Genomic DNA, 23,069 nt, shown 5'->3' with positions numbered 1-23,069 from the left:
GAAACCGACGAACCTGATCGGCACGCGACTTGGTGCCGAGCTACTGACTTGTCTTGTCGATCTCGTCAGTCGGCAAGTGGTTCCCGCTGTATCCGTGCACCAATTCGGTAACGGAGCAGGCCATTAGATGCTCCAGTACCCGCGGGCAACACCGTCGCCGGAACGACTTTCGCCGTCGCGGATTTCAACGGTGTAGCTATATCAAGGAACCGACGATGCCCGCACGCGCCTATTGGTCCGGCCAGTTGCGCCTTGCGCTGGTCTCGATCCCCGTCGAAATCTATTCGGCGACGCGCAGTTCGGCGAGCATTGCGCTCAATCAGATCCACAAGCCCAGCGGCAAGCGCATCAAGCTCGAAAAGACCGTCCCGGGTATTGGCGAAGTCGATGCCGACGATATCGTCAAGGGATATGAGGTTGAAAAGGGCGAGTATGTCCTGCTTAGCGACGAAGAGCTGGAGGACGTGAAGCTGGAAAGCCGCAAGACTTTCGAACTCGTCCAGTTTGTCGACGCCAGCGAGATCGACCCCATTTATTTCGAGAAGCCCTATTATGTCGTGCCCAAGGATGATCTCGCAGAGGAGGCCTTTGGCGTCATTCGCGATGCGCTGCGAACGACCAAGAAAATCGGCCTCGGCCAGCTGGCGATGCGCGGGCATGAGTATCTGTGCAGCCTGAAGCCCTGCGGTCGCGGCATGGTACTCGAAACATTGCGCTATGCCGACGAGGTCAACAAGGCCAACCAGTTCTTCCGCGCCATTCCGGATGACAAGCCGCCCGAGGAATTGCTCGAACTGGCCACCGCCTTGATCACCAAGCGAACATCCGCGTTCGACCCGGCGAAGTTCCATGACCACTACAAGGAAGCTCTGCAGGCCTTGATCGACGCCAAGCGCGGCAAGGCGCCCGCCAAGCCGGAAGCCCCCGAGGTCAAGCCGTCGAACGTCATCGACCTGATGTCGGCGCTGAAGGCGTCGATCGAGAAAGGCGGCAAGAGCGATGCGCCCGCGAAGGCAGTGGCCAAGAAGCCAGCTGCCAAGGCAAACAAGGCGCCGGCGAAGGCCCCACCGCCCGCCAAGCCGGCACGCAAGCGCGCATGAGCGCCGACCCGCTTGCCAGCTACAATGCCAAGCGCGATTTCGGCCGCACCGCCGAGCCTGCCGGCAAGCGCGGCCCGGCTCGGGACAAGGATCTCGCATTCGTGGTTCAGAAGCACGCGGCGACGCGCCTGCACTGGGATTTCCGGCTGGAGCTCGACGGGGTGCTGCTGTCATGGGCGGTGACGCGCGGGCCGAGTACCAGCACCAGGGATCGTCGCCTGGCGGTTCGAACCGAGGACCATCCGCTCGATTATGGCAGTTTCGAAGGCACGATACCGGCCGGTGAATATGGCGGCGGCACGGTCATGCTGTGGGACCGCGGCACCTGGGAACCGATCGACGAACCGCGCGAAGGCGTGAAGAATGGCAAGTTCCACTTCATCCTCCATGGCGAGCGTATGAAGGGCGAGTGGGTGCTGATCCGGCTGAAGCCCGATGAGGGCGAGAAGGTGTCACGCGAAAACTGGCTGCTGTTCAAGATCGCCGATGCGTTCGCCGGTGATGGTGACTTGGTCGCCACCCACGTCGACAGCGTCGCCACGGGGCGCAGCATGGACGACATCGCGAAGGGCAAGACGGCTGGTAACGCCAAGCCGAAGGCCAAGTCCAAGGCAACGCGCACGGGCAAGCCCGCCGCCTTTCGCGAGTTGCAGCTGGCGACGCTCGTCGGCACGCCGCCAACAGGCAGCGACTGGCTGCACGAGACCAAGTATGATGGCTATCGTGCGCTGCTCGCCATTGGTGGCGGCAAGGCAGTTGCCTATACCCGCTCTGGCCTCGACTGGACGGCCAAGTTCGCAAGCGTGGCGACGTCAGCAGCGACCCTGCCCTGCAACACGGCGCTGATCGACACCGAGATCTGTGCCCTCGACCCGCAGGGCCGACCGAGCTTCGGTACATTGCAGGCGGCCCTGAAGGACGGCGGGCCGCTTGTCGCTTTTGCCTTCGACTTGCTCGAATGCGATGGCGAGAACCTTGCCGGCCGACCGCTCGTCGATCGCAAGGCCGCGCTGGCCAAGCTGCTCGCCGACGCGCCCGCGCCACTTCACTACGCCGAGCATGTCCGCGGAGGCGGCGAACGCATGTTCGCGGCGCTGTGCGGTGCAGGGTATGAAGGCGTCGTCAGCAAGCGTGCCGATGCCCCCTATCGCGGTGGCCGGTCCAAGGGCTGGCTGAAATCCAAATGCACCCACCGCCAGGAATTCGTCATCGGCGGCTGGTCGACATCGGACAAGGGTCGCGGCTTTGCCTCGCTGCTGCTCGGCGTCCAGGAAAAGGATGGCCTGCGCTATGCCGGACGCGTCGGCACCGGCTTCAACGACCAGATGCTCGAAATGCTCACCGCCGGGCTCGCCGGCCTCGCCGTCGACAAGCCGGCCTTTGCCGGCAAGCTCGATGCCGAAGCGCGGCGCCGCGCCCATTGGGTCAAGCCCGAGCTTGTCGCCGAAGTGGCGTTCGCCGAGTTCACCCCCGACGGCAACGTCCGCCACGCCAGCTTCATTGGCCTGCGCGAGGACAAGCCCGCCGCCGAAGTCGTCGCCGAAAAGCCGGCCGGCAACGCCAGGGCGGTGCCGTCGGCGGCCAGCGCCCTCGAAAAGCTCAAGATCACCATCAGTTCGCCCGAACGTATCGTTTTCCCCGATATCGGGCTGACCAAGCAGGCACTCGCCGAATATTATGCGCTGCTTGCCAATGCGATGCTGGTCGACATGGCGGGCCGGCCGATCAGTCTGGTGCGGTGCCCGCAAGGGCGGGCCAAGCAGTGCTTTTTTCAGAAGCACGACAGCGGCATGTTCCCCAACAGCGTCCGCCACGTCCCCATCGCCGAAACCGACGGCAAGCAGGAGGATTACCTTTATGTCGAGGACGCCGCCGGCGTTGTCGCGTGTGTGCAGATGGGAACGATCGAATTCCACGGCTGGGGGTCACGCGTCGTGGATCTGGAACGTCCCGATCGCCTGGTCTTCGACCTGGACCCTGACGAAGGCCTGGGGTTCGAGGCGGTCAAGGCCGCCGCCTTGCTCGTCCGCGATCGGCTGAAAAAGGTCGGCCTGGCCTCGCTCCCGATGGTGACCGGCGGCAAGGGCGTTCATGTCGTGGCGCCGCTGGTGCCCGGGGCCGAGTGGCCGGCGGTCAAGGCGTGGGCACGGGCCTTTGCCGAGCAGATGGCCGCCGATGCCCCGAACGACTTCACGGCGACCATGAGCAAGGCCAAGCGCAAGGGCCGCATCTTCGTCGATTGGCTGCGCAATCAGCGCGGCGCCACTGCGGTCATGCCCTTTTCGGTGCGCGCCCGCGAGGGCGCCGGCGTTGCCGTGCCGCTGACCTGGCAACAACTGGCGGACGCCAGCGCCGGGAACGGCTTTACCGCTGCTGACCCGGCGACGGTGCTGGCGATGGCCAAAGGCCGCAAGACGGTGAAGCCAGGTTCCCTGCCGACCTAAAGCCGCTCACACCGTCATTTTCGCCATGATCTTGTCGAGCGTCAGCGGATAATCGCGGATACGCGCACCTGTGGCATTGTGGACCGCGTTGGCAACCGCCGCGCCGACCCCGCAGATGCCGAGTTCGCCGACGCCCTTGGCCTTGATCGGCGACGACTTGTCGTCGAGCTCGTCGAGGAAGATCACCTCCATGTCGGGGATATCGGCATGCACCGGCACATGATATTCGGCGAGGTCGTGGTTGACGAAATAGCCGAAGCGCTTGTCGACCACCTGCTCCTCCATCAGGGCGGCGCCGATCCCCATCGTCATGCCGCCAAGGCACTGGCTTCGCGCCGTCTGCGGATTGATGATGCGTCCGGCGGCGCAGACGCTGAGCATCCGACGCACCCTGACTTCCGCGGTGACACTGTCGACGGCAACCTCGGCAAAATGCGCGCCGAACGCCGCCTGGGCGAAACGCTTGGTCAGATCGCCGAATTCCACCTTGCCCTCGGCGCTCATTCCGTCCTTGCCGACGATATCGGCAAGGTTGCGACTGCGACCGCCGGCGCTGACCTTGCCGTCGGCAAACTGGCTGTCGGTCGAGTTGAATCCGGCCCGCTGGGCGATGGCGTTGCGCAGGTTCTCGCAGGCATAGTAAAGCCCGGCACTGGCGCTGTTGGCACCCCATGATCCGCCCGATCCGGCCGCCTGCGGAAAGCTGCTGTCGCCGAGCTCGACGCGCACCTTGTCCATCGGCAGCCCCAGCATCTCGGCACCGATCTGGGCAAGGATCGTGTAGCTCCCGGTGCCGATATCGGTCATCTGGGTCTGCACGGTCAGTATGCCATCACCCGACAGGTGCACGCGGGCGCCCGACGCCATGGTCAGGTTGTTCCGGATCGCTGACGCGACGCCGATACCGATCAGCCAGCGGCCGTCGCGGACCATGCCGGGTTTCGGATTGCGCCTTGACCAGCCGAACTTGTCGGCACCGGTCCGCAAGCACTCGACCAGGTGACGCGTCGAAAACGGCCGCTCAGGGCCCTTTTCGGGGTCGAACTGGGTGTCGTTCAGGATACGAAACTCGATCGGATCCAGCCCCAGCTTCTCAGCCAGCTCGTCCATCGCGCATTCGAGAGCAAGCAGCCCGACTGCCTCGCCCGGTGCCCGCATCGACGCCCCGAGCGGCAGGTCGAGTTCGGTCTTGCGTGTCCGCAGCAGGCGATTGGCGCCGGCATAGAGCAGCTTGGTCTGGTCGGCGGCATTCTCCGCCTCACCTTCGGGCAAGTTTCCGCACCAGACATCGTGGCCGATGGCGAGCAACTTGCCATTGCGGTCGGCGCCCAGCCGCAGCCGCTGGATCGTAGCCGGCCGGTGGCTCGTATGATTGTAGATTTGCGGCCTGGTCAACGCGACCTTGACCGGACGGCCCAATTGCCGTGCGGCCAAGGCGGCCAGGATCGGATCGCCATAGATCATGAGCTTGGATCCGAAGCCGCCACCGATATAGGCCGACACGACACGAACCTTGTCCCTGGGAATGCCCAGTGTGCCGGCGACACCGTCCACCGCCCAATGGATGATCTGGTGCGAAGTCCACAATGTCAGCTGATCGCCGTCCCAGCGCGCGATACTGGCATGGGGCTCCATCATCGAATGCGCCTGGTCTGGCGTGGTGTAGGTGACGTCGATACGCGCAGGGGCTGCGGCAAAGGCGCGGTCGAAGCTGCCGATGTTGCTGTCGGGCGTATCCTCGGGCATTTCGCCCTTGTCCTTTTCGGCGGCAAGGTCGAAGCGGCCGTTCTCGACGGCATAGCTGATGCGCACCAGTTTTGCGGCGTCGCGTGCCTGTTCAAAGGTGTCGGCCACGACGAATGCCACTGCCTGGTCGAAGTGGCGGATGTCTGCACCCTGCAACTGCGGCTTGTTGTGCCGTCCCGGCTTCTCGCCGCCACCGTCCTTTTCGTCCTGCTGCGGACCCGCACCACCTGGCGGTGCATAGCCGATCCCGAACTGCTTGGGCGCGTTGCGATGGGTCATCACCAGCAGCACGCCCGGCGCGCGCTCCGCTTCGCCAACATCGATCGCGGTAATGCGACCCTTCCCGATCCCGGCACCGACGATGACGCCATAGGCCGCGTTCGGCGCCGCCGAATGATATTCATGGGCATAGGGCGCCAGCCCGGACACCTTTAGCGGGCCATCTACGCGCGGCTGGGATCTGCCGACGATTCGCCCCTGGTCGATGACATTCTGGCCGGCTGCACTGTCGAACTTCATCGCCGTTCTCCCTCAGACCTTGCCATCGGCGAACACCGCGGCGGTCAACCGTTGCGCAAGCGGCAGCTTGAATGCGTTTTCCGGGGTTGTCCGGGCACCGGCAAAGGCCATTTGCGCCACCGCCGCCGCGCCCTGCCCGACACGCGCCTCGGCGGCTTCGACCCGCCACGGCTTGTGCGCCAGACCGCCATAGGCAAGCCGAGCTCGACCAGGTGCGACGATGGCCGCCACCGACACCACGGCAAACGCATAGGAGGCGCGATCCCGGACCTTGCGGTAGACATGCAGACCACTGACCGGCGCCGGCAGTGTCACGCCGGTGATCAGCTCGCCGGCGCGAAGCTGTGTTTCGATGTGCGGCGTGTCCCCGGGCAAACGGTGGAAATCGGCGATCGGGATGGAGCGTGTCGCACCATCCGGAGAGACTGTCTCCACCACCGCATCGAGCACCCGCATCGCCACGGCCATGTCGGACGGGTGCGTCGCAATGCATTTGTCGCTGGTGCCGAGCACCGCCAGATTGCGATTGAACCCGCCCAATGCTGCACAGCCGCTGCCCGGCACGCGCTTGTTGCAAGGCTTGCTGGTTTCGTAAAAGTACTGGCAGCGCGTCCGCTGCAGCAGATTGCCGCCGGTCGTCGCCTTGTTGCGCAACTGTGCCGAGGCGCCCGACAGCAGCGCCCGACTGAGCACGGCATAATCGCGGCGCACACGCTTGTCGGCGGCAAGATCAGTGTTGCGGACCAGGGCGCCGATGCGCACCCCACCGTCCGACGTCGGCTCGATGCGATCAAGCCCCAGGTTATTGACGTCGATCAGATGGCCCGGCGTTTCGATCTGCAGCTTCATCAGATCGAGCAGATTGGTGCCGCCGGCGATGAAACGGCTCCCCGGCTGCTGGGCAGCGGCCCGCGCTGCTTCAGCCGGGCTGGCGGCGCGCTGATAGGTGAACGCCTTCACGACCGGCCGCCGTGCACATCATCGATGGCAGCGATGATGTTGGGATAGGCGGCGCAGCGGCAGATATTGCCGCTCATGCGTTCACGGACTTCCTCGGCCGAATAGCGGACGTCGGCCAGGTCTTCGGTGACATGGCTGGGAATGCCGGCCTTGATCTCCTCGAGCATCGCCACCGCCGAACAGATCTGGCCGGGCGTGCAATATCCGCACTGAAACCCGTCATGGGCAACGAAAGCGGCCTGCATCGGGTGCAGGTGGCCGGGGCGACCCAGCCCCTCGATGGTGCCGATCTCATCGCCGTCGTGCATCACCGCCAGCGACAGGCAGGAATTGATGCGCCGGCCGTTGACGGCTACCGTGCAGGCGCCGCACTGGCCATGGTCGCAACCCTTCTTGCTGCCGGTCAGATGCAGATGCTCGCGCAGCGCATCGAGCAGCGTCACGCGTGGATCGAGCTGCAGACGTCGCGATTGGCCGTTGACCGTCAACTTGATATCGGCCTGTGGCAGCGAACGGCTCGCAGCTGGTGCGGTACTGCCCTCGGCTCCGCCGGCGCCTGCCGCCACGGCGACCCCGCTCAATATCATTGCATCGCGTCGTGTCAGCGGCATCATCGATCCTTTGGCGACATCCGCTGGCAGCGGCTCGGAGGGTCCAACGCCCGAAGGGCCGATCGGCTCAATGCCTGCGACGCCGCCGCCACCGATGGCGCTGCCAGTCGAAATACGACGTGACCCGCCGGTCATCCGGTTCTATCCCGGCGGCTTCTCGACAGGGGTGATGACGGCATGATGGTGCGCGGCGGTATGGCTTTGGCTCTGATCCTGATGGCGACCGCCGCCGCGGCCCAGACGACGCCGGCAAAGCCGCCAAAATGGGACGTGAACGCACCCCCCGGCATGACGACACGGCAGGTCCGCATCAGCGTCGACAACGGCACCTGGATGAACATCGACGTGTCGCGCGACGGTCGGACCATCGCCTTCGATCTGCTCGGCGACATCTACACCATGCCGATCGCCGGCGGCACGCCGACCCGCATCGCCGAGGGCCTTGCCTATGAGCACCAGCCGCGCTTCTCACCCGACGGCAAGCGCATTGCCTTCACGTCCGATCGCGGTGGCGGCGACAATATCTGGCTGATGAACATCGACGGCAGCGACAAGCGCCAGCTGACGAGGGAGGAGTTCCGCCTGCTCAACCAGCCGAGCTGGAGCCCCGATGGCCAGTTCATCATCGCCAAGAAGCATTTCACCACCGGCCGCTCGCTCGGCACGGGCGAGGTCTGGCTCTACCATGTCTCGGGCGGTAGCGGCGTGCCGCTGGTCAAGCGCGCCAGCGAGCAACTGCAGAAGGAGCTCGGCGAACCGATCTACGCTCCCGACGGCAAGAGCCTGTACTATACCCACAACGTCACACCCGGGCCGATCTTCGAATATGCCCAGGACAGCAACACCGACCTGTTCGACATCGAGCGCTACGTCTTCGCGGCCGGCGAGACCATCAAGGCTGTCTCCGGTGCCGGCGGGGCGGTGCGGCCGACCCCGTCCCCCGACGGCCGTTATATCGCCTTTGTCCGCCGCGAGCGGGCGCGCTCGAAACTCTATGTGAAGGACCTGGCCTCGGGCGAGGAGCGCAAGATCTACGACGCCCTCGACCAGGACGTGCAGGAAACCTGGGCGGTCAACGGCGTCTACCCGAACATGGCCTGGATGCCCGACAGCACCGGCATCGTGTTCTGGGCCGGCGGCAAGATTCGCCGCGTCGGCGTCGACGGCAGCAGTGCCCGCGACATCCCGTTCCGGATCGACGACAACCGCACCGTCATCGACGCGCTGCACCCGATCGTCGAGGTCGCGCCCGATCGCATCACAACGAAGATGCCGCGCTGGGCCAGCGTATCCCCCGATGGCCGCCAGATCGTCTTCGAAACACTCGGCAAGCTGTGGATCAAGCCCGCTACCGGCGGCGTAGCCCGGCGGCTGGTCAAGGGCAACGAAGCCGAATTCGAGCTGTTCCCGACATGGTCGCGTGACGGCAAGACCATCGCCTTTGTCGGCTGGACCGATGCCGGGCTTGGCCAGATCCGCAGCGTCGCCGCCGGCGACGGTGCGGCCCGCACCTTGACCAGCCAACCCGGCCATTACGCCCGGCCGCGCTTTTCACCCGACGGCAAGACCATCGCCTTCGAAAGCAATCGCGGTGGCTACCTTACTTCGGCACGCTGGTCCGAAAACCCCGGCGTCTATCGCATTGCTGCGGGCGGCGGCCCGGCAACGCTGGTCACCCGCGACGGCAGCCAGCCGCAATTCGGCGCCGATAGCGACCGGCTGTTCGTCATGGTCACTGACAAGGGCAAGCGCCAGCTGGTCAGCATCGACCTCAATGGCGAAGCGCGGCGCAGCCATGCCGGCGGCGAACTGATCACCGATTACCAGGTGTCGCCCGACGGCCGCACGGTTGCGTTTCGCCAGAACTACGAAGTCTTCGTCATGCCGCTGCTGCCGGGCAAGCTCGACGTCGCTGCCGACGAAAAGGCCGGCCCCCTGCCCGTCACCCGCGTCAGCGCGACCGGCGGCGACTTCATCAACTGGTCGAACAACGGTGCTCGCCTGCACTGGAGCAACGGACCGACGCTCTATGGCGTCGACACCGCGCTATTGTTCGGCAGCGCCCCAGGCGGCGAGAACGCGCCGAAGCTCGCGCCGGTGACGGCTGGCATCGCGCTCGGGATGGCCGTCGCCGCCGACAAGCCCGTTGCCACCATCGCGCTCACCGGTGCCCGCGTCGTCACCATGGCGGCAAAGGATGGCGGCATCATCGACGATGGCGTCATCGTGATCCGCGGCGATCGCATCCTGGCCGTCGGCAAGCGCGGCGACGTGGCGATCCCGGCCGGCGCCAAGGCAATCGACGTCGCCGGCAAGACCATCATTCCAGGGCTTGTCGACGCCCATGCCCATGGGCCACAGGGCGACGACGACCTGGTGCCGCAGCAGAACTGGTCGGCGATGGCCAATCTGGCGATGGGGACGACGACGATCCACGACCCGTCGTCACGCGCCGCCGAGATCTTCGTCGCGTCGGAACTGCAGCGCGCCGGCAAGATCCTGGCGCCGCGCATCTTTTCGACGGGCGAGATCATCTATGGCGCCAAGGCGGCCGACGTCTATGCCCGGATCGACAGTCTCGACGATGCCCTCGCCCATGTCCGCCGGCTGAAGGCGCAGGGCGCGCACAGCGTCAAGAACTACAACCAGCCCCGCCGCGACCAGCGCCAGATGGTCGTCGCCGCCGCGCAGCAGGAAGGCATGGAGGTCGTGCCGGAGGGAGGTTCGCTCTACACCCAGGGCGTCACGCTGATCGCCGACGGCAATGCCACCGTCGAGCACAATATCCCGGTGAAGACCTTCTACGACGACCTCGTCAGCTTCTGGTCGCAGACCAAGACCAACTACACGCCGACACTGGTCGTCACATTCGGCGGCCCGGCGGGTGACCCTTATTGGCGGTCGCACAGCGATGTCTGGAAACACCCGCTGCTGTCACGCCACGCGCCGCCGTCGCTGCTCGCGGCGCAGAACGCCCGCCGCGAACTGGCGCCGGACGAGGATTATGTCGATGACGACAGCGCCCACGAGGCGAAAAAGCTCGCCGACCGCGGCATCCAGGTCTCGATCGGCGCGCATGGCCAGCAGGCCGGTCTGGGCCCGCACTGGGAGCTCTGGTCCTTTGTCCGCGGCGGCTGGTCGCCGATCGAGGCGCTCAGGGCCGGCACCATCATGCCGGCGACGTCGCTCGGCTATGCGCGTGACATCGGTTCGCTGGAGGTCGGCAAGCTCGCCGACCTCGTCGTGCTCGACGCCGACCCGACCGTCGATATCCGCAACAGCGACAAGGTCGCCGCGGTGATGCTCGGCGGCCGCATGTACGACGCGGCGACGCTGAACGAAATTAACACCGGCACTCGCAATCGCCAGGCCTATTGGTGGGAAAGCCAGGGCAGCGGCGCGGTGTCGGCCCAGGCAATTGCGGCTGGCCGCAGCGGCGACTGATCCCTCAGGCCGGGGCGCCGAGCAACAGCGTCGCCGGTGCCCCGGCCTCGGCCGATGGCGCGACCCAGATGTCATAGGCGCCGGGCTCGGTCACCGCCCGCTTGTCGACACCGACAAAGGCCAGATCCTGCCGCCGGATGGTGAACGCCGCCGTCGCGGTGCCACCGGCGGGCACATCGAGCCGCTGAAAGGCGATAAGCCGCCGCACCGGCTGGGTGACCGACGCACTGTGGGGGCGGACGTAAAGCTGCGCAACCTCGGTGGCGGCGCGATGGCCGCGGTTGGTGATCACCGCCGACACCTCGATCTTGCCGTCCCATGCCAGCACGGGATCGAGAATGATCGGCCCATACGTTATGTCGCCATAGGTCAGCCCATGGCCAAAGGCGAAGCGCGCGGCGTTGGGCACCGTGCGATAGCGCGCCTTGTACGCCACCGGCGCGCCATTCGAGGCGGGACGCCCTGTCGGCTTGTGGTCATAATGATACGGCACCTGCCCGCTTTCGATCGGGAAGCTGACCGGCAGCCGCCCCGACGGCGCGACGCGGCCGCGCAGCACATCGGCCATCGCGTTCCCCGACTCCGATCCGAGGAACCAGCCGACGACGATGGCACGCGCCGCCAGCACCGTATCATCGAGTGCCAGCGCACGCCCGGTGCTGAGGACGATCACCATCGGCTTGCCGGTCGCGGCGACGGCGCGCACAAGCTCGAGTTGCGGTGCCGGAACGGTGATTTCGGTGCGCGACTGCGCTTCGCCCGACATGACCTGCGATTCGCCGATGGCGAGGACGGCGACGTCCGCGGCCCGCGCCGCCGCCACGGCCGCCGGTATGCCGCCCGGCAGCACTGTTTCGACGCCCGAACCCGGCGCCACGGTCACGCCCGCACCGAGGCCGGTGGCAAGATCGATAGCCTCGCGATCATCGCCATAGACATTCCAGGGCCCGATAAGGTCGTGCGGCCCGGCGGCGAACGGCCCGATCAGCGCGATCCGCTGACCCGGCCGCAACGGCAACAGGCCGCCCTCGTTTTTCAGCAGCACGATCGAGCGCTGCGCCGCCTCCCGCGCCAGCGCCCGGTGCGCCGGCAGGCCGACGAAGCGCTTCTCCCGCCCCGGCGCCAGGCGCCGAAACGGATCGTCGAGCAGGCCGACCGCGGCTTTCAATACCAGGACCCGCCGCACCGCCTTGTCGAGCCGCGCCATCGGCACGGCGCCCGCCTCGACCAGCGCCGGCAAATGATCGCGATAGAGGCCACTCTGCATGCACATGTCGACGCCGGCGAGGAACGCCAGCCGAGCCGCATCCCGGCCGTCGCGGGCATAACCATGGGCAATCAGTTCTTCATCTGCCGTGTAATCGGATACGACCAACCCCCTGAAATTCCACTCGCCGCGCAACACGTCGGTGAGCAGCCAGTGGTTGGCCGTCGCCGGAATGCCCGACAGTTCGTTGAACGCCGCCATTACCGTTGGCGCGCCGGCACCGAACGCCGCCTCGAACGGCGGAAAATAGACCTGGCGCAGCGTCCGCTCCGACACGTCGACACTGTTGTAGTCGAGCCCCGCCTCCGCGGCGCCATAGGCGGCGAAATGCTTGGCGCAAGCGGCGAGAGCGTCGGGAGCGGCAAGGTCACGCCCCTGGAAGCCGGCGACCCGTGTCGCCGCAAACAGCCGCCCGAGCAGCACGTCCTCGCCCGACCCCTCGACCGCCCGGCCCCAGCGCGCATCGCGGGCGATGTCGACCATGGGGGCAAAGGTCCAGTCGATGCCGGCGGCGCTCGCCTCGACCGCGGCAGCGCGCGCGGTGCGCCGGGCAAGGTCGGGATCGAAGCTCGCCGCCTCGCCCAGCGGCACCGGAAAGATCGTGCGGAAACCGTGGATGACATCGGCCGCGAAGATCAGCGGAATGCCGAGCCGGCTCTGCACCGCCGCCTGCTGCAGGCGGCGGTGCCAGGCGCTGCCCTCACCATTGAAGATACCCGTCAGTTGCCCCTCCCGAGCCGCCGACAGCTGCGCTTCCGCGCTCGGTCCGGTGCCCGGAGGATTGAGCGCCGTTGCTGCGCGACCGCCGATCGCCGAGGCCATCAGCGTCAACTGCCCGGCCTTTTCAGTCACGGTCATTCGCCCCAGCAGGGCCTCGATCCGCGAACTCGTCGTAACCGGCGGCAGCGCCACACCGAACGCCGGACGAGCCGCCAGTGCCGCTCCACCGGCCAGCACAGCACGACGCGAAAGTCTGCTCATGCCGGCGCCAGCCAGCCGCCGGTGAAGCCTGCACGTTCCAAACCAAGTCGAATATGCGGGTTGCGCGCCATGATCCGCCAGATCAGCCCGGTGCGGTAATTCTCGATCATTGCCAGGATCGGGCCCTGATCGATGCCGATCCAGTCCGTATCGTACCAGCCTCGCCCCGGCACGACCTTGCCGTGGCTCAGCCGCCGTTCGAAATCGAACGTCGGATTATAAGCGTCGTAGAAGCCATAGGCACCATACAGCAGGTCGCCGTGACGCTCACGCATCGCCATCAGCGCCGGGATGCAGATCTCGGGGGCGAAGGCGATCGAGCCGCCCGCCGCAGTTGGCGCAATGGTACCGTCGTCGAAATCGCCGACGCCCCGCGCCGAGTAAGACCGGAACACGCGGGTTTCGCCGAGCACGTCGATGCGGAAGGCGCCAGGCCCATCACAGGCCGTCAGCCCCCATTCGTAGCGGCCATAACCGCGCCACCCGTAGGGGTTGGCCATGGCATAGTTGCGCTGGGCGATCGTGGCGCGGCGACTGTTCTCGAAATAATCGATGTTCTTCGACCGCATGAAGTCGTCTTGGATGCCGCGAAAATCGATCCAGACATGGCTGTACTGGTGCCCGAATAGTGGCGGGAAGCGCAGCATGGAAAGCGGACCGGAATCCGTCCAATAGGTTGCCAGCCGCTGGCTCCAGGCGTCCCAGCTCTGTCGGTCAAGCGCGCGCTGCGGATCGGGCGAACCCAGGCCCAGAATATAGACCAGCATCGCCTCGTTATAGGCCAGCCAGTCATATTCGATGAACCCGGCTTCCGGCGTCCAGCCCATCGATACCACCGGCGCCCGGGTCATTGCCCAGCGCCAGTCGACCCGGCGGTACAGCCGCTCCGAAAGGGTGCGGATCTCGCCTTCGCCGGGGCCGTCGTAATAGCTTTGCGCCAGCAGCACGCCGGCCATCAACAGCGCCGTGTCGACCGTCGACAACTCGGTCTTTTCGAAACGGAGCCCGGTCGTATTATCGAGAAAATGGTAGAAGAACCCCTTGTAACCGACTGTTCCTTCAGCCTCGGGCCCCTGGTTCGCACTGATCAGCCAGCGCAGCATCGCCAGCGTGCGCTCGGCGGCCGCCTTGCGGGTGACGTTGCCGCGCTCGACCCCGATGACAAAGGCCGTGAGCGCGAAACCCATCGCCGCGATGCTGGCAAAGGTCGTCGTCGGGAAGCGATCCGGAGCCAGCCCGCGCTTTACCTCGGTGGTGCCCCAGAAATAGTTGAAGGTACGCAATTGCACACTGTCGAGAAAGCTTTCGACCGTTGCACCGTGCGGCACCGGCGGCAGTCCCTCCTCGCCCGGGATTGGCCCCAGCGCCACCTTCAGACGGTCACTGAACCGCGTGCATCCGGCTACGCCGCCGGCAATGCCGGCGAGAAGACTACGACGCGCCAGGGAGATGGAAGAGCCGCACCGCCGCTCCATCAGAAGGTAAACCGGCCTCCGACCTGGAAAGAGCGCGGCGGGCTGTTGAGCGAATTGGGCAGGCCGAAGTTCTCGTTGACCTCGGGCGACTGCGGAATGAAGCCGTCATAACCGCCGAAATTAGCACGATTGAACACGTTGAACACCTCGGCGATCAGCTGCAGTCGAGGGCCGCGATCGCCGCTCAAATAAATGTTCTTGGCAAGGCGCAGGTCGACCTGCCTGAACGCGCGTGGCTTGCCATAGTTGCCGAGCACCAGCCCGCTGCCAAAGCCGTTGCTCGCGTCGGTGACGAAAAACGGCTGTCCCGACGCAAAGCTCATCAACGTGGAGACCTGGAGACCCCAGGGCAGGTCGGCCAGTCCCGAAATCACGACACGATGGCGCTCGTTGCCGGCGTTCGGCCGGAATGGCTGGTTGGCGACATCGGGGAAATCGAAGTTGAAGCTGTAGCCACGCTCCTTCGACCAGGCGAGCGTATAGGCGACGTTGATCGCCCAGGGCGACGCCGCGGTATAGGGCTTGTCGATGGTCAGGAAGATGCCGTCATAGCGGCTGGCCCGGTCCTGCGTCAGCGCCACGACATTGCCGAAGCCCGGGACGGGAACGAAGTCGAGGAAACCCGCGGCATTGCGCGTCGGCGATCGGTTGATCGGGAAATAGCCGACCTGGTTGCGACCCTCGATATGGGTGTAGCTGAGCGAGGTCTGCACGCGGCCGAACTTCTGGCGAACGCCGACGCTGTACTGGTCGGTGCGCGGCGGCCGGGTATCGTTGCGGATGAGACGCAGTTCGCCGTTAGGTGCGACATTGGTGGCGATCAGCGCATCCAGGCCCTCGCGGCTGAGGTAGCTGTCGTTCCAGGCGATCGTCGGCTGGCCGTTGCGATCCGCACCGTCGCGCGAAAATGCAAAGGTGCGCAGCGTGAACTGCCGGAACAGGCTTTCTTCCGCGGCATTGCGGAACAGTGTGCGGTCATAATAGCGGCCGAAGCCGGCAAAGAACACCGTGCGCTGGTCGTCGAACAGGTCGTACGACACACCGATGCGCGGCTGGAAGGCGGTGGTGAACGGCTTGCGGTTGTTGCCCGTCGAGATGTAGTCGTCGGCGCGAAAGCCGCTGCCTTGTGAACCCAGGGTCGTCTCCAGGCTGCGCAAGGCCGCCACCGCATCGGCTGGGGTCACATAGCTGTTGTTCTTGGCGTTCGACTCCCAATCCCAGCGCAGGCCGAGGTTGAAGGTCAGCCGGTCGCTCGCCTCCCAGTCATCCTGCACGAACAGCCCGACCTGGGTGTCATCGGCGCGCACCGTGGGATCGCCGAGGCCGTATACCGCCTCGAACGGGAACGAGAAGTCGAGGCCCTGGGTCGCGTCGACGCGATAGCGGAACAACGGGTTGCCGTTGAGGTTGTTGTTGACCTCGTACTTCTGGAACGAGACCTTGCCGCCGAACTTGATGACATGGTTGCCGCCCAGCGCCTCGATGTTCGACAGGGTGACATTGTTGCGGAACGTCAGCCCCTTCTGGATGACGCGCTGCGTGGTGTCGCGGCCGCCGAAGCGGACGACTCCCTGGAAATCCTGGCCGACCAGATCGGGATTGAGCGCCGTCGGTTCGAATTTGTAGTAGAGGTAGTCGACCGAGGCTTCGTTTTGCCAATCGTCGCCGGTGTGCTGCCAGCGCAGATTGCCGGTGTAGACATTGTTCTTGTTGACCGACGCGGCCTCTTGGGCCGTGGCCCCGCCAAAACCGGATGTCTCGGATTCGATGCGCAGGCTACCCGATAGCTCGATTTTGTCGCGGTCGCCGGGCTGGAAGGTCAGCTTGGCGAAACCCAGGTCCGATCGGAACGGGCTGGCGAACGTGCCCTCATACTGGCCAAAGCGTGCCAGGTTTTCCGGCGTGCGCTGGCCGAGCCGGACGTTGATCAACCGGTCCTCGTCATTCGCTTCATAGGAAACGAAGAAATTGAGCTTGTCGGCGATGATCGGGCCACCCAGCGAGCCGCCATATTGCTTGCGCTTGAACTCGCCCTTGGGACGGTCCTCCAGCTTTTCGAAATAGTCTTTCGCGCGCAGGTTCTTGTCCTGGTAGAAGCCGAACACTTCGCCATGGAACTCATTGCCGCCGGATTTGGTGACGGCGGTGATCACCGACACGCCGGCGTCCTCATACTCGGCCTTGTAGTTGGCGCTGAGCACCCGGAACTCCTGCACCGCGCCCTGCGGGAACGGATTGCCGCGGCTCGAATCGCCTCCGACGAGACCGCCCTGTTGGATGTTCGATTTCAGGCTGACGCCGTCGACGAAGACGTTGACTTGCGGGCTGGCGAGGCTCTCGCCATTGGGGTCTTCGCCGATGCCGCCGCCCGTAAAGGTGCGGCGGAACTCGTTCTTGCTGGCCCGCACGCCTGGCGCCAAATCGGCGAAATTGAGGAAGTTGCGGCTCGACTGCGGCAGCGTCTCGATCTGGCGGGTGGTGACGTTGGTGCCGATTTCCGAAGTGCGCGTCTCGACCAGCCTTCCGCTGTTGACGGTGATGAGTTCCTCGCCGGCAACCGGCGCCACGTCGACATCGAGGGTGGCCGACTGGCCGACACCGACGGTAACCTGCCGGGTCACGGTCTTGCCGCCGGCCGCAAAGCTGATGTCGTAGGTGCCGGGTCGCAAGCCGGGCAGAGCGTAGCTGCCATCGGCACCGGCGGTCGCGCGGGAGGTGAAACCGCTGTCGACATTGCGCGCCGTGACCACCGCACCGGGGCTCGGCGTGGCCGCGCTGCTGACGCTGCCGCGCACGATCGCCGTCGTCAATTGTGCCGCCACAGGGGCAGCGGTTGCCAGAAGCAACGCGCCCAGACCCAATCGCCCGACGCCCGACCGCAAAATCATGACACTCCCCTTCACGCAACATCACTACTGTTCGGGCAGCTTCGACCGGCCACCTTCAGACAGGGGATGCGTGAAATGAGATTCGGTTCCGCAACTGCTCTCGCCGGTCGCGGCGCAGCATCAGAATGCCGACGACTGTGACTTTTTCGCCAGCGGTGACCGCATCTATAGCGTGATTGAAAGACCGTCGGCACGCGCGCTGGCGATGATCGCATCGAGCAGTTGCATGACCTCGATCGATTCCGCTGGACCGATGCCGTTCCACGCCTCCGGGCCGCTGCGCACCGCTGCGGCAAAGGCTTCGGCTTCGGCGCGAAAACCGTTGGTGGCGGGGAAGGCGATCGCCTCGCGGCGCGGCTCCCAGCCGCCCCGGCTGATGTCGAGCACGCCGGGATCGGTCGCCGTCAGATGGTTGAGGAAATCGGTCGATAACGTGCCTTCCTCGCCCACTATCAGCGCCCGGCGATAGATACCGGTGCCGAAACTGCACGCCGCCTGCGCCATCAGCCCGTCGGCGAACATCATGTTTGCGACCAGCGTCATGTCGACGCCGCGCGGGCTCCATTGCGCCAGTGCGGTCACTCGCTCCGGCAGCGCGCCGGCGAACAGGCTGATCAGGCTGACCGGATAGCTGCCGGCATCGAGCAAGGCACCGCCGCCGAGCGCAGGATCGAGGCGGATGTTGGCCGGATTGGCCATCGGGAAGCCGAAAGCCGCCTGGATCAGGCGCGGCCGACCGATGGCGCCCTCGCCGACCAGCCGCGCCGCTTCGAGCGTCTGCGGCTGCGAACGGTATGGAAACGCCTCGACCAGCAGCCGTCCGGCGCGATCTGCCGCAGCAAACATCGCACGCGCATCATCGGCGGTAACGGCGATGGGCTTCTCGCACAGAACATGCTTGCCGGCCTCGAGAGCGCGGATGGACCATTCGGCGTGCAGGCTGTTGGGCAGCGGATTGTAGATCGCCTCGACCGCGGGGTCGGCAAGCAGCGCCTCATAGCCAGCCAATGCGCGCGGGATGCCGTGCCTGGCGGCAAAGGCCTCAGCGGTTGCCAGTTCGCGACTGGCCACGGCGACCACCTCCACAGTGGGCAGGTCCGCGACGCCTGTCGTGAAATGTCGGGCGATGTTGGCCGCCCCCAGAATGCCGATGCGAAGTGGCGCTATTTCGGTCATCGGCAGGTCCTTGCGACAATCCGGCGTCGCCACGGCGACTGGACCCCGGCGGATCGGCAGGGATTCGAACCCTGGAGGAGCTTTAGACCCCTACACACTTTCCAGGCGTGCGCCTTCGACCGCTCGGCCACCGATCCATCCGGGAACGGCGGCGATAGCCGGGCCTCGGCGCGAAAGCAATCATCGTCGCTCAAGCCCACGAAAAAGGGCGGCTGCCATCTGGCAACCGCCCCTTCCCGGCCCTCCTGCGAACTCAGCGGAGCAGCTGCAGGACCTGCTGCTGCGACTGGTTGGCCTGGGCCAGCATCGCCTGCGCGGCCTGGCTCAGCACCTGGCTCTTGGCCAGGTTGGTCGTTTCGGCCGAGAAATCGGCATCGACGATGCGTGACCGCGACGACACGAGGTTGGTCGAGTTCGACGACAGGTTGTTGACCGTCGCCTCCAGCCGGTTCTGGACGGCACCCAGATTGGCGCGATCGAGGCTGACGGTGTTCAGTGCCTCGTCGATGGCGCTCAGCGCCGCGCTGGCGCCTTCCTGCGTCGTCAGGTCGATGTCGGCGACCTTCAGCCCGCCTTCGTCGGCGCCATATTTGCCGGCCTCGAAGCCCAGCGCGGTGAAGTTCGACGTTGTCCCGAAGCCAAGTGAACCGGCCTCGACGTCGATGCTCTTCGACGATGACAGCGACACCGTGGCATAGGCAGTCTGGACGTTTTCCGCAGCCGTCGGCGCATCGACATCGACCGCGGTCTGCACAGTGTAGGCGGTGCCGGTGCCACGGATGCTGGCGGTGCCGAGGCCGAAGCTGGCCGCCGTGACGCCTGTCGAGGTTTCGAATGCCACAGAGACGTTGCGGCCGTCGGCAGCGGTCAGCTCCAGCCCGCCCTTGCCGTTGTCCGCAGCGACGACGCCGGTCAGGCCGGTGTATTTGTTGATCTCCTTCGCCACATTGTCGCGCGTCGCCTGGGCTGAATCGGTGCTGAGCAGGTTGATGTCGATGGTGACGCCGTTGATGCTGAGCTGTTTGGTACCTTCGTTGGCCAGCGCGACGACCGTCGTGACAGTGCCGTCGATGGTCAGCGCATCGGCCTTGGCCGTCACCCCGGTCTCGGCGCTCGATGCGTTGATCGCGGCGGCGATCGCAATGGCCGAGCCTTCCTTCTTGCTCGATGCCACCGTCGTGTCGGACGTCGTGTCGTCATCGGCGGTGCTGGCGCGGATTGCGATGCCGTTGATCTGCAGATCGCCCGAATTCAGCGTCAGCGCCGTGGCGGCCGTCGTCGCCACGGCGCGGCTGTCGCTCGTCGTTGCCGAAACGCCGCGTTCATAACTGCCGACCTGCAGCCCCGAGCGCGAGATACGCCCCGAGCTCGTCGATCCGACCTCGACCGGACCACCGTTGTTGGAGACAAGGTTGTAGGTACCCGATTGGGCGCCGGCCTTGACGCCGGTGGCAGCGGCGGTGACCGTCGTCAGCGACACGACGATGTTGCGGCCGTCGGCGGCCTCCAGGCGGATGCCGGCCAGGTCATCGCCCGTGTCGATGGCGCGCACGCCGGTCTGGCCCGAAATGGCGTTGATGGCATCGGCAACGAGGGTGCGATTGGTCGCATTGCTCGTCGTCGTGGTGATCGCCGCCGTCGCCTGGCCGTTGATGGTGATCGATCCCGTCGCCACCGCCGCGGTCTGGGCGCTGCCGGTCATCACCGTCTTGCCGACGACCGCCGAAACACCGGTCTGGGCGCTGGCGCGGTTGATGGCGGCGACCTTTGCAACTGCCGACGCCGCCTTTTCCGACGACGAGACATTGTCGTCATCGGCGGACGATGCGCCGATGGTGACGCCGTTGATGGTGAGGTCCGACGCGACCAGCGACTGGTTGAGCGACAGGTTGGTGGCGGTCGCCTCGAATGCCCCCGTCGCCGACAGCGCCGCGGTGGCGCCGGTGCCGAGATCGGTGGCACGCGCCGAACCGATGTCGAGCTTCACTGTCTCGCCGGCGCGGCTGCCGGTCTGCAGCTGCAGCGACTTGGCGGAGCCGTCGAGTAGCTTGATCCCGTTGAAATTGGTGCGCGCACCGACATTGTCGATCTCGCTGGTCAGCTGCTTGACCTCGGCCTGCAGCGCCTTGCGGTCGTCGCCGGTCACGGTGCCGTTGGACGCCTGCACCGCCAGCTCGCGCATCCGCTGCAGCATGTTGGTCACTTCGCCCATCGCGCTTTCCGCCGTCTGCGCCAGGCTGATGCCGTCGTTGGCGTTGCGGATGGCGACTGCGAGGCCGCGGACATCGGCAGTCATGCGCTGCGAGATGGCGAGGCCGGCAGCGTCGTCCTTGGCCGAATTGATACGCTGGCCGGTCGACAGCCGCTCCATCGCCATCGACAGGCCCAGCTGCGAGGTGCGCTGGCCGTTCTGGGCCGTCAGTGCGGACAGATTGGTATTGATCACCGTCATGTTCAAAACTCCCGGTTTCGGTTCCCCGGCCTCCGTGGGGTCACGGGGCGCCGTGAACCCGATATCGGCGGGGCTGCGGATTGTTTTACGCTTGCGCGGTTTTTGGCCTTATGAGGGGCGATGACCGACACTTTCCCCCTGCACCTCGCCGGGCTGCCCTTTGCCCTGCTGCATCGCGACACCCACCTTGTCATCATCGACAAACCCGCCGGGCTCGCCGTCCATCCTGGCCCGCAGACGCCCGACAGCCTCGAAGATTTCCTGCCCGACCTGGCGTTCGGCAACCAGCGCCTGCCGGTCATCTCGCACCGGCTCGACCGCGACACTTCGGGCTGCCTGATCGTCGCGCGCCACCCCAAGGCGGTGAAGCGCGTGTCCCAGCTGTTCGAGGCGGGACAGGTCAGCAAGGTCTATTGGGCCGTCCTCGAAAGCCTGCCCGAGGACGACAACGGCACCGTCGATGCGCCACTGCACAAGATTTCGAGTGCCGAGGCCGGATGGCGGATGATCATCGATCGGCGCGGCAAGCGCGCGGTGACGCACTGGCAGGTCATCGACCGCGCTGCCCGGCTGGTCGAGTTCCGGCCCGAAACCGGCCGCACCCACCAATTACGCGTCCATGCCGCCTCGCTCGGCCATCCGATCCTCGGCGATCCGGTCTACGGCGCCGGGGCGGGACCCATGCGCCTGCATGCGCGGACCATCACCCTGCCTTACGACGAAGCGGCGCCGCTCGCCGTTACGGCACCCCTGCCCAGGGACTGGCCGGCGCAGGCGCTGTTCTCGCCCGCAAACGGCCAGACCGCTGCGCTGGCACAGCTTGTCGAGGGCAGTCCGTCAAAGGGCCCGTCATGATATCGCTACGGGCAATATCGGGGTAACCGCGTATATAGTCAGCTGTTTTTCCATGCCAACTTGTCTTGCGCTCTGGCGAGCGACGTTGGACCGGTGCCGGTCGGGGGACAGGCAAAGCGGGACAATGCAGCCGGTGTCGGGATCTACAGGGCGCTTCCTGATAAAGACCCATCCTGGCAAGCAGATGGCGCGGCGATCAGGCCGGGGGGCTGATTGCCGGGCCCATGCGAGGGCGTCGCTGACGTGTCGGGGGGCACGGCAGCGGCGCCCTACTGACATTCCGGCGCTGCCGGTCAGCGCGTCCTTGCCGCGCGCTGCTGGAAACCGACGAAATCGTCATACCGGTCCGACAGGTCGGCGAGCCGGGCGTGGACCTTTTCGGCGCCGATGGCCCTCACCACATCGTCGACCAGCAGGTTGAGCAGGCAGGCGAGCGCCGTATTCATGTCCCAGAAGTGGCCCAGCGCCACCTCGGCAGCGAGAATATGCGGGGTCAGGTCGCGCGCCCAGGGACAATAGGGATCGGTGACGACCACCAGTGGCACCCCTTGCGCCACCGCGCCTTCGGCAAGCAGCCGGAAATGCCGCGAATATCGCCTGAGGTCGACCAACACCAGGACATCGTCGCTGCCGGCTTCCAGCATCTCGGCATAAAGGCCTGCGCCGGCATCGAGGCTGCGCACCCCCGGCCGCACATAGCCCAGGTGATGGGCAAAGCCCGCCGCCAGCCCGCGTTCGGTCTGGAAACCCGCAACCTGCACCTGCCGGGCGCGGACCAGCAGTGCCACCACCGCCGCCCATTCCGGCGTCTCGGCGAGGCGATAGACATCGGCAATCGCGGCGCTTTCCGACCGCAGGCGGGTGTCATGGCCACCCCCCGCCGCCGTCGGCAACATCCACGGCGCGTCGCCCAGATCACCACGCAGATCGTCCTTCAACGCCGACAGACGAGCATAGCCAAGCGATTTCAGGAACCGGCCCACGGTCATCGCCGACACGCCGACGCGCTGCCCGATGCTCGCCGCCGTCTCGAACGGGATCGACGCCATGTTGTCGAGCAGCCAGCCGGCGATCATCCGCTCTGAAACGGTGAACCCGTCATAACGCGCGCGCAGCAGCAGGGCGACCTTGTTAGACATGATAGCGCACTA

At 65.9% G+C, this 23,069-nt stretch carries 12 protein-coding genes, 1 tRNA gene and 2 pseudogenes; 4 read left to right on the top strand and 11 right to left on the bottom strand.

All coding sequences use genetic code 11. The annotated features are described in order from the left end of the window. Positions 1 to 215: 215 nt before the first annotated feature. On the top strand, positions 216 to 1,100 hold the full coding sequence (locus ACP7AI_RS03120; protein WP_426163962.1) for a Ku protein: 885 nt from the start codon (positions 216 to 218) through the stop codon (positions 1,098 to 1,100). Further along, a complete protein-coding gene (gene ligD / locus ACP7AI_RS03115) occupies positions 1,097 to 3,544 on the top strand; it encodes a DNA ligase D (RefSeq protein WP_426163960.1) in 2,448 nt (815 codons plus the stop codon). Before ACP7AI_RS03120 ends, ligD begins: the two co-directional genes overlap by 4 nt. A gap of 6 nt (positions 3,545 to 3,550) precedes the next feature. Here the strand turns inward: ligD and ACP7AI_RS03110 are convergent, their stop codons facing one another. Genes ACP7AI_RS03110 through paoA form a run of 3 tightly spaced genes read right to left on the bottom strand, consistent with a single transcriptional unit; the run spans position 3,551 to position 7,380 of the window. Next, positions 3,551 to 5,809 (bottom strand): molybdopterin cofactor-binding domain-containing protein, encoded by a 2,259-nt coding sequence (locus ACP7AI_RS03110; protein ID WP_426163958.1) that lies wholly within the window; start codon positions 5,807 to 5,809, stop codon positions 3,551 to 3,553. 12 nt (positions 5,810 to 5,821) lie between these two features. After that, complete coding sequence (locus tag ACP7AI_RS03105; protein WP_426163956.1) at positions 5,822 to 6,769, bottom strand: FAD binding domain-containing protein; 948 nt, start codon at positions 6,767 to 6,769, stop codon at positions 5,822 to 5,824. After that, positions 6,766 to 7,380, bottom strand: coding sequence for an aldehyde dehydrogenase iron-sulfur subunit PaoA (gene paoA, locus ACP7AI_RS03100; protein WP_426163954.1), 615 nt, complete (start codon positions 7,378 to 7,380; stop codon positions 6,766 to 6,768). The genes ACP7AI_RS03105 and paoA overlap by 4 nt, the downstream gene beginning before the upstream one ends. 195 nt (positions 7,381 to 7,575) lie before the next feature. Between paoA and ACP7AI_RS03095 the strand changes: the two genes are divergently transcribed. Further along, the gene (locus ACP7AI_RS03095; protein WP_426163952.1) at positions 7,576 to 10,824 is read left to right on the top strand and encodes an amidohydrolase family protein; all 3,249 of its coding nucleotides are present in this window, start codon (positions 7,576 to 7,578) and stop codon (positions 10,822 to 10,824) included. 4 nt (positions 10,825 to 10,828) lie between these two features. On the opposite strand, the gene ACP7AI_RS03090 is transcribed toward ACP7AI_RS03095, so the two are convergent. The 7 genes and pseudogenes from ACP7AI_RS03090 to ACP7AI_RS03060 form a co-directional block, all read right to left on the bottom strand. Further along, positions 10,829 to 13,072 carry a glycoside hydrolase family 3 N-terminal domain-containing protein gene (locus ACP7AI_RS03090; RefSeq protein WP_426163950.1) on the bottom strand — a complete coding sequence of 748 codons (2,244 nt, stop codon included), beginning with the start codon at positions 13,070 to 13,072 and terminating at the stop codon, positions 10,829 to 10,831. Then, entirely contained in the window at positions 13,069 to 14,442 is a 1,374-nt protein-coding gene (locus ACP7AI_RS03085) for a glucoamylase family protein (protein ID WP_426163948.1), read from the bottom strand. The genes ACP7AI_RS03090 and ACP7AI_RS03085 overlap by 4 nt, the downstream gene beginning before the upstream one ends. A gap of 104 nt (positions 14,443 to 14,546) precedes the next feature. Continuing rightward, positions 14,547 to 17,435: a TonB-dependent receptor domain-containing protein gene (locus tag ACP7AI_RS03080; RefSeq protein WP_426163945.1), complete on the bottom strand. Its 2,889-nt coding sequence runs from the start codon at positions 17,433 to 17,435 to the stop codon at positions 14,547 to 14,549. A gap of 165 nt (positions 17,436 to 17,600) precedes the next feature. After that, complete coding sequence (locus ACP7AI_RS03075; protein WP_426163943.1) at positions 17,601 to 18,611, bottom strand: Gfo/Idh/MocA family protein; 1,011 nt, start codon at positions 18,609 to 18,611, stop codon at positions 17,601 to 17,603. Positions 18,612 to 18,660: 49 nt separating this feature from the next. Continuing rightward, positions 18,661 to 18,748: transfer RNA gene (locus tag ACP7AI_RS03070), tRNA-Ser, on the bottom strand. A 116-nt stretch (positions 18,749 to 18,864) separates the two neighbouring features. Beyond that, positions 18,865 to 19,119: pseudogene (locus ACP7AI_RS03065) on the bottom strand (flagellin); the annotation flags it as partial. A gap of 1,533 nt (positions 19,120 to 20,652) precedes the next feature. Continuing rightward, positions 20,653 to 21,063 (bottom strand): annotated as a pseudogene (locus tag ACP7AI_RS03060) (flagellin); the annotation flags it as partial. Between the two features lie 120 nt (positions 21,064 to 21,183). Between ACP7AI_RS03060 and ACP7AI_RS03055 the strand changes: the two are divergent. Beyond that, positions 21,184 to 21,918, top strand: coding sequence for an RluA family pseudouridine synthase (locus ACP7AI_RS03055; RefSeq protein ID WP_426163941.1), 735 nt, complete (start codon positions 21,184 to 21,186; stop codon positions 21,916 to 21,918). A 293-nt stretch (positions 21,919 to 22,211) separates the two neighbouring features. Here ACP7AI_RS03055 and ACP7AI_RS03050 read toward each other — a convergent pair whose 3' ends face one another. Beyond that, positions 22,212 to 23,057 carry a MurR/RpiR family transcriptional regulator gene (locus ACP7AI_RS03050; RefSeq protein WP_426163939.1) on the bottom strand — a complete coding sequence of 282 codons (846 nt, stop codon included), beginning with the start codon at positions 23,055 to 23,057 and terminating at the stop codon, positions 22,212 to 22,214. Positions 23,058 to 23,069 lie beyond the last annotated feature (12 nt).

This window comes from Sandarakinorhabdus sp. DWP1-3-1 (assembly GCF_049896705.1).
GTDB lineage: Bacteria > Pseudomonadota > Alphaproteobacteria > Sphingomonadales > Sphingomonadaceae > Sandarakinorhabdus.
This window is presented reverse-complemented; position numbering and strand designations above follow the sequence as displayed.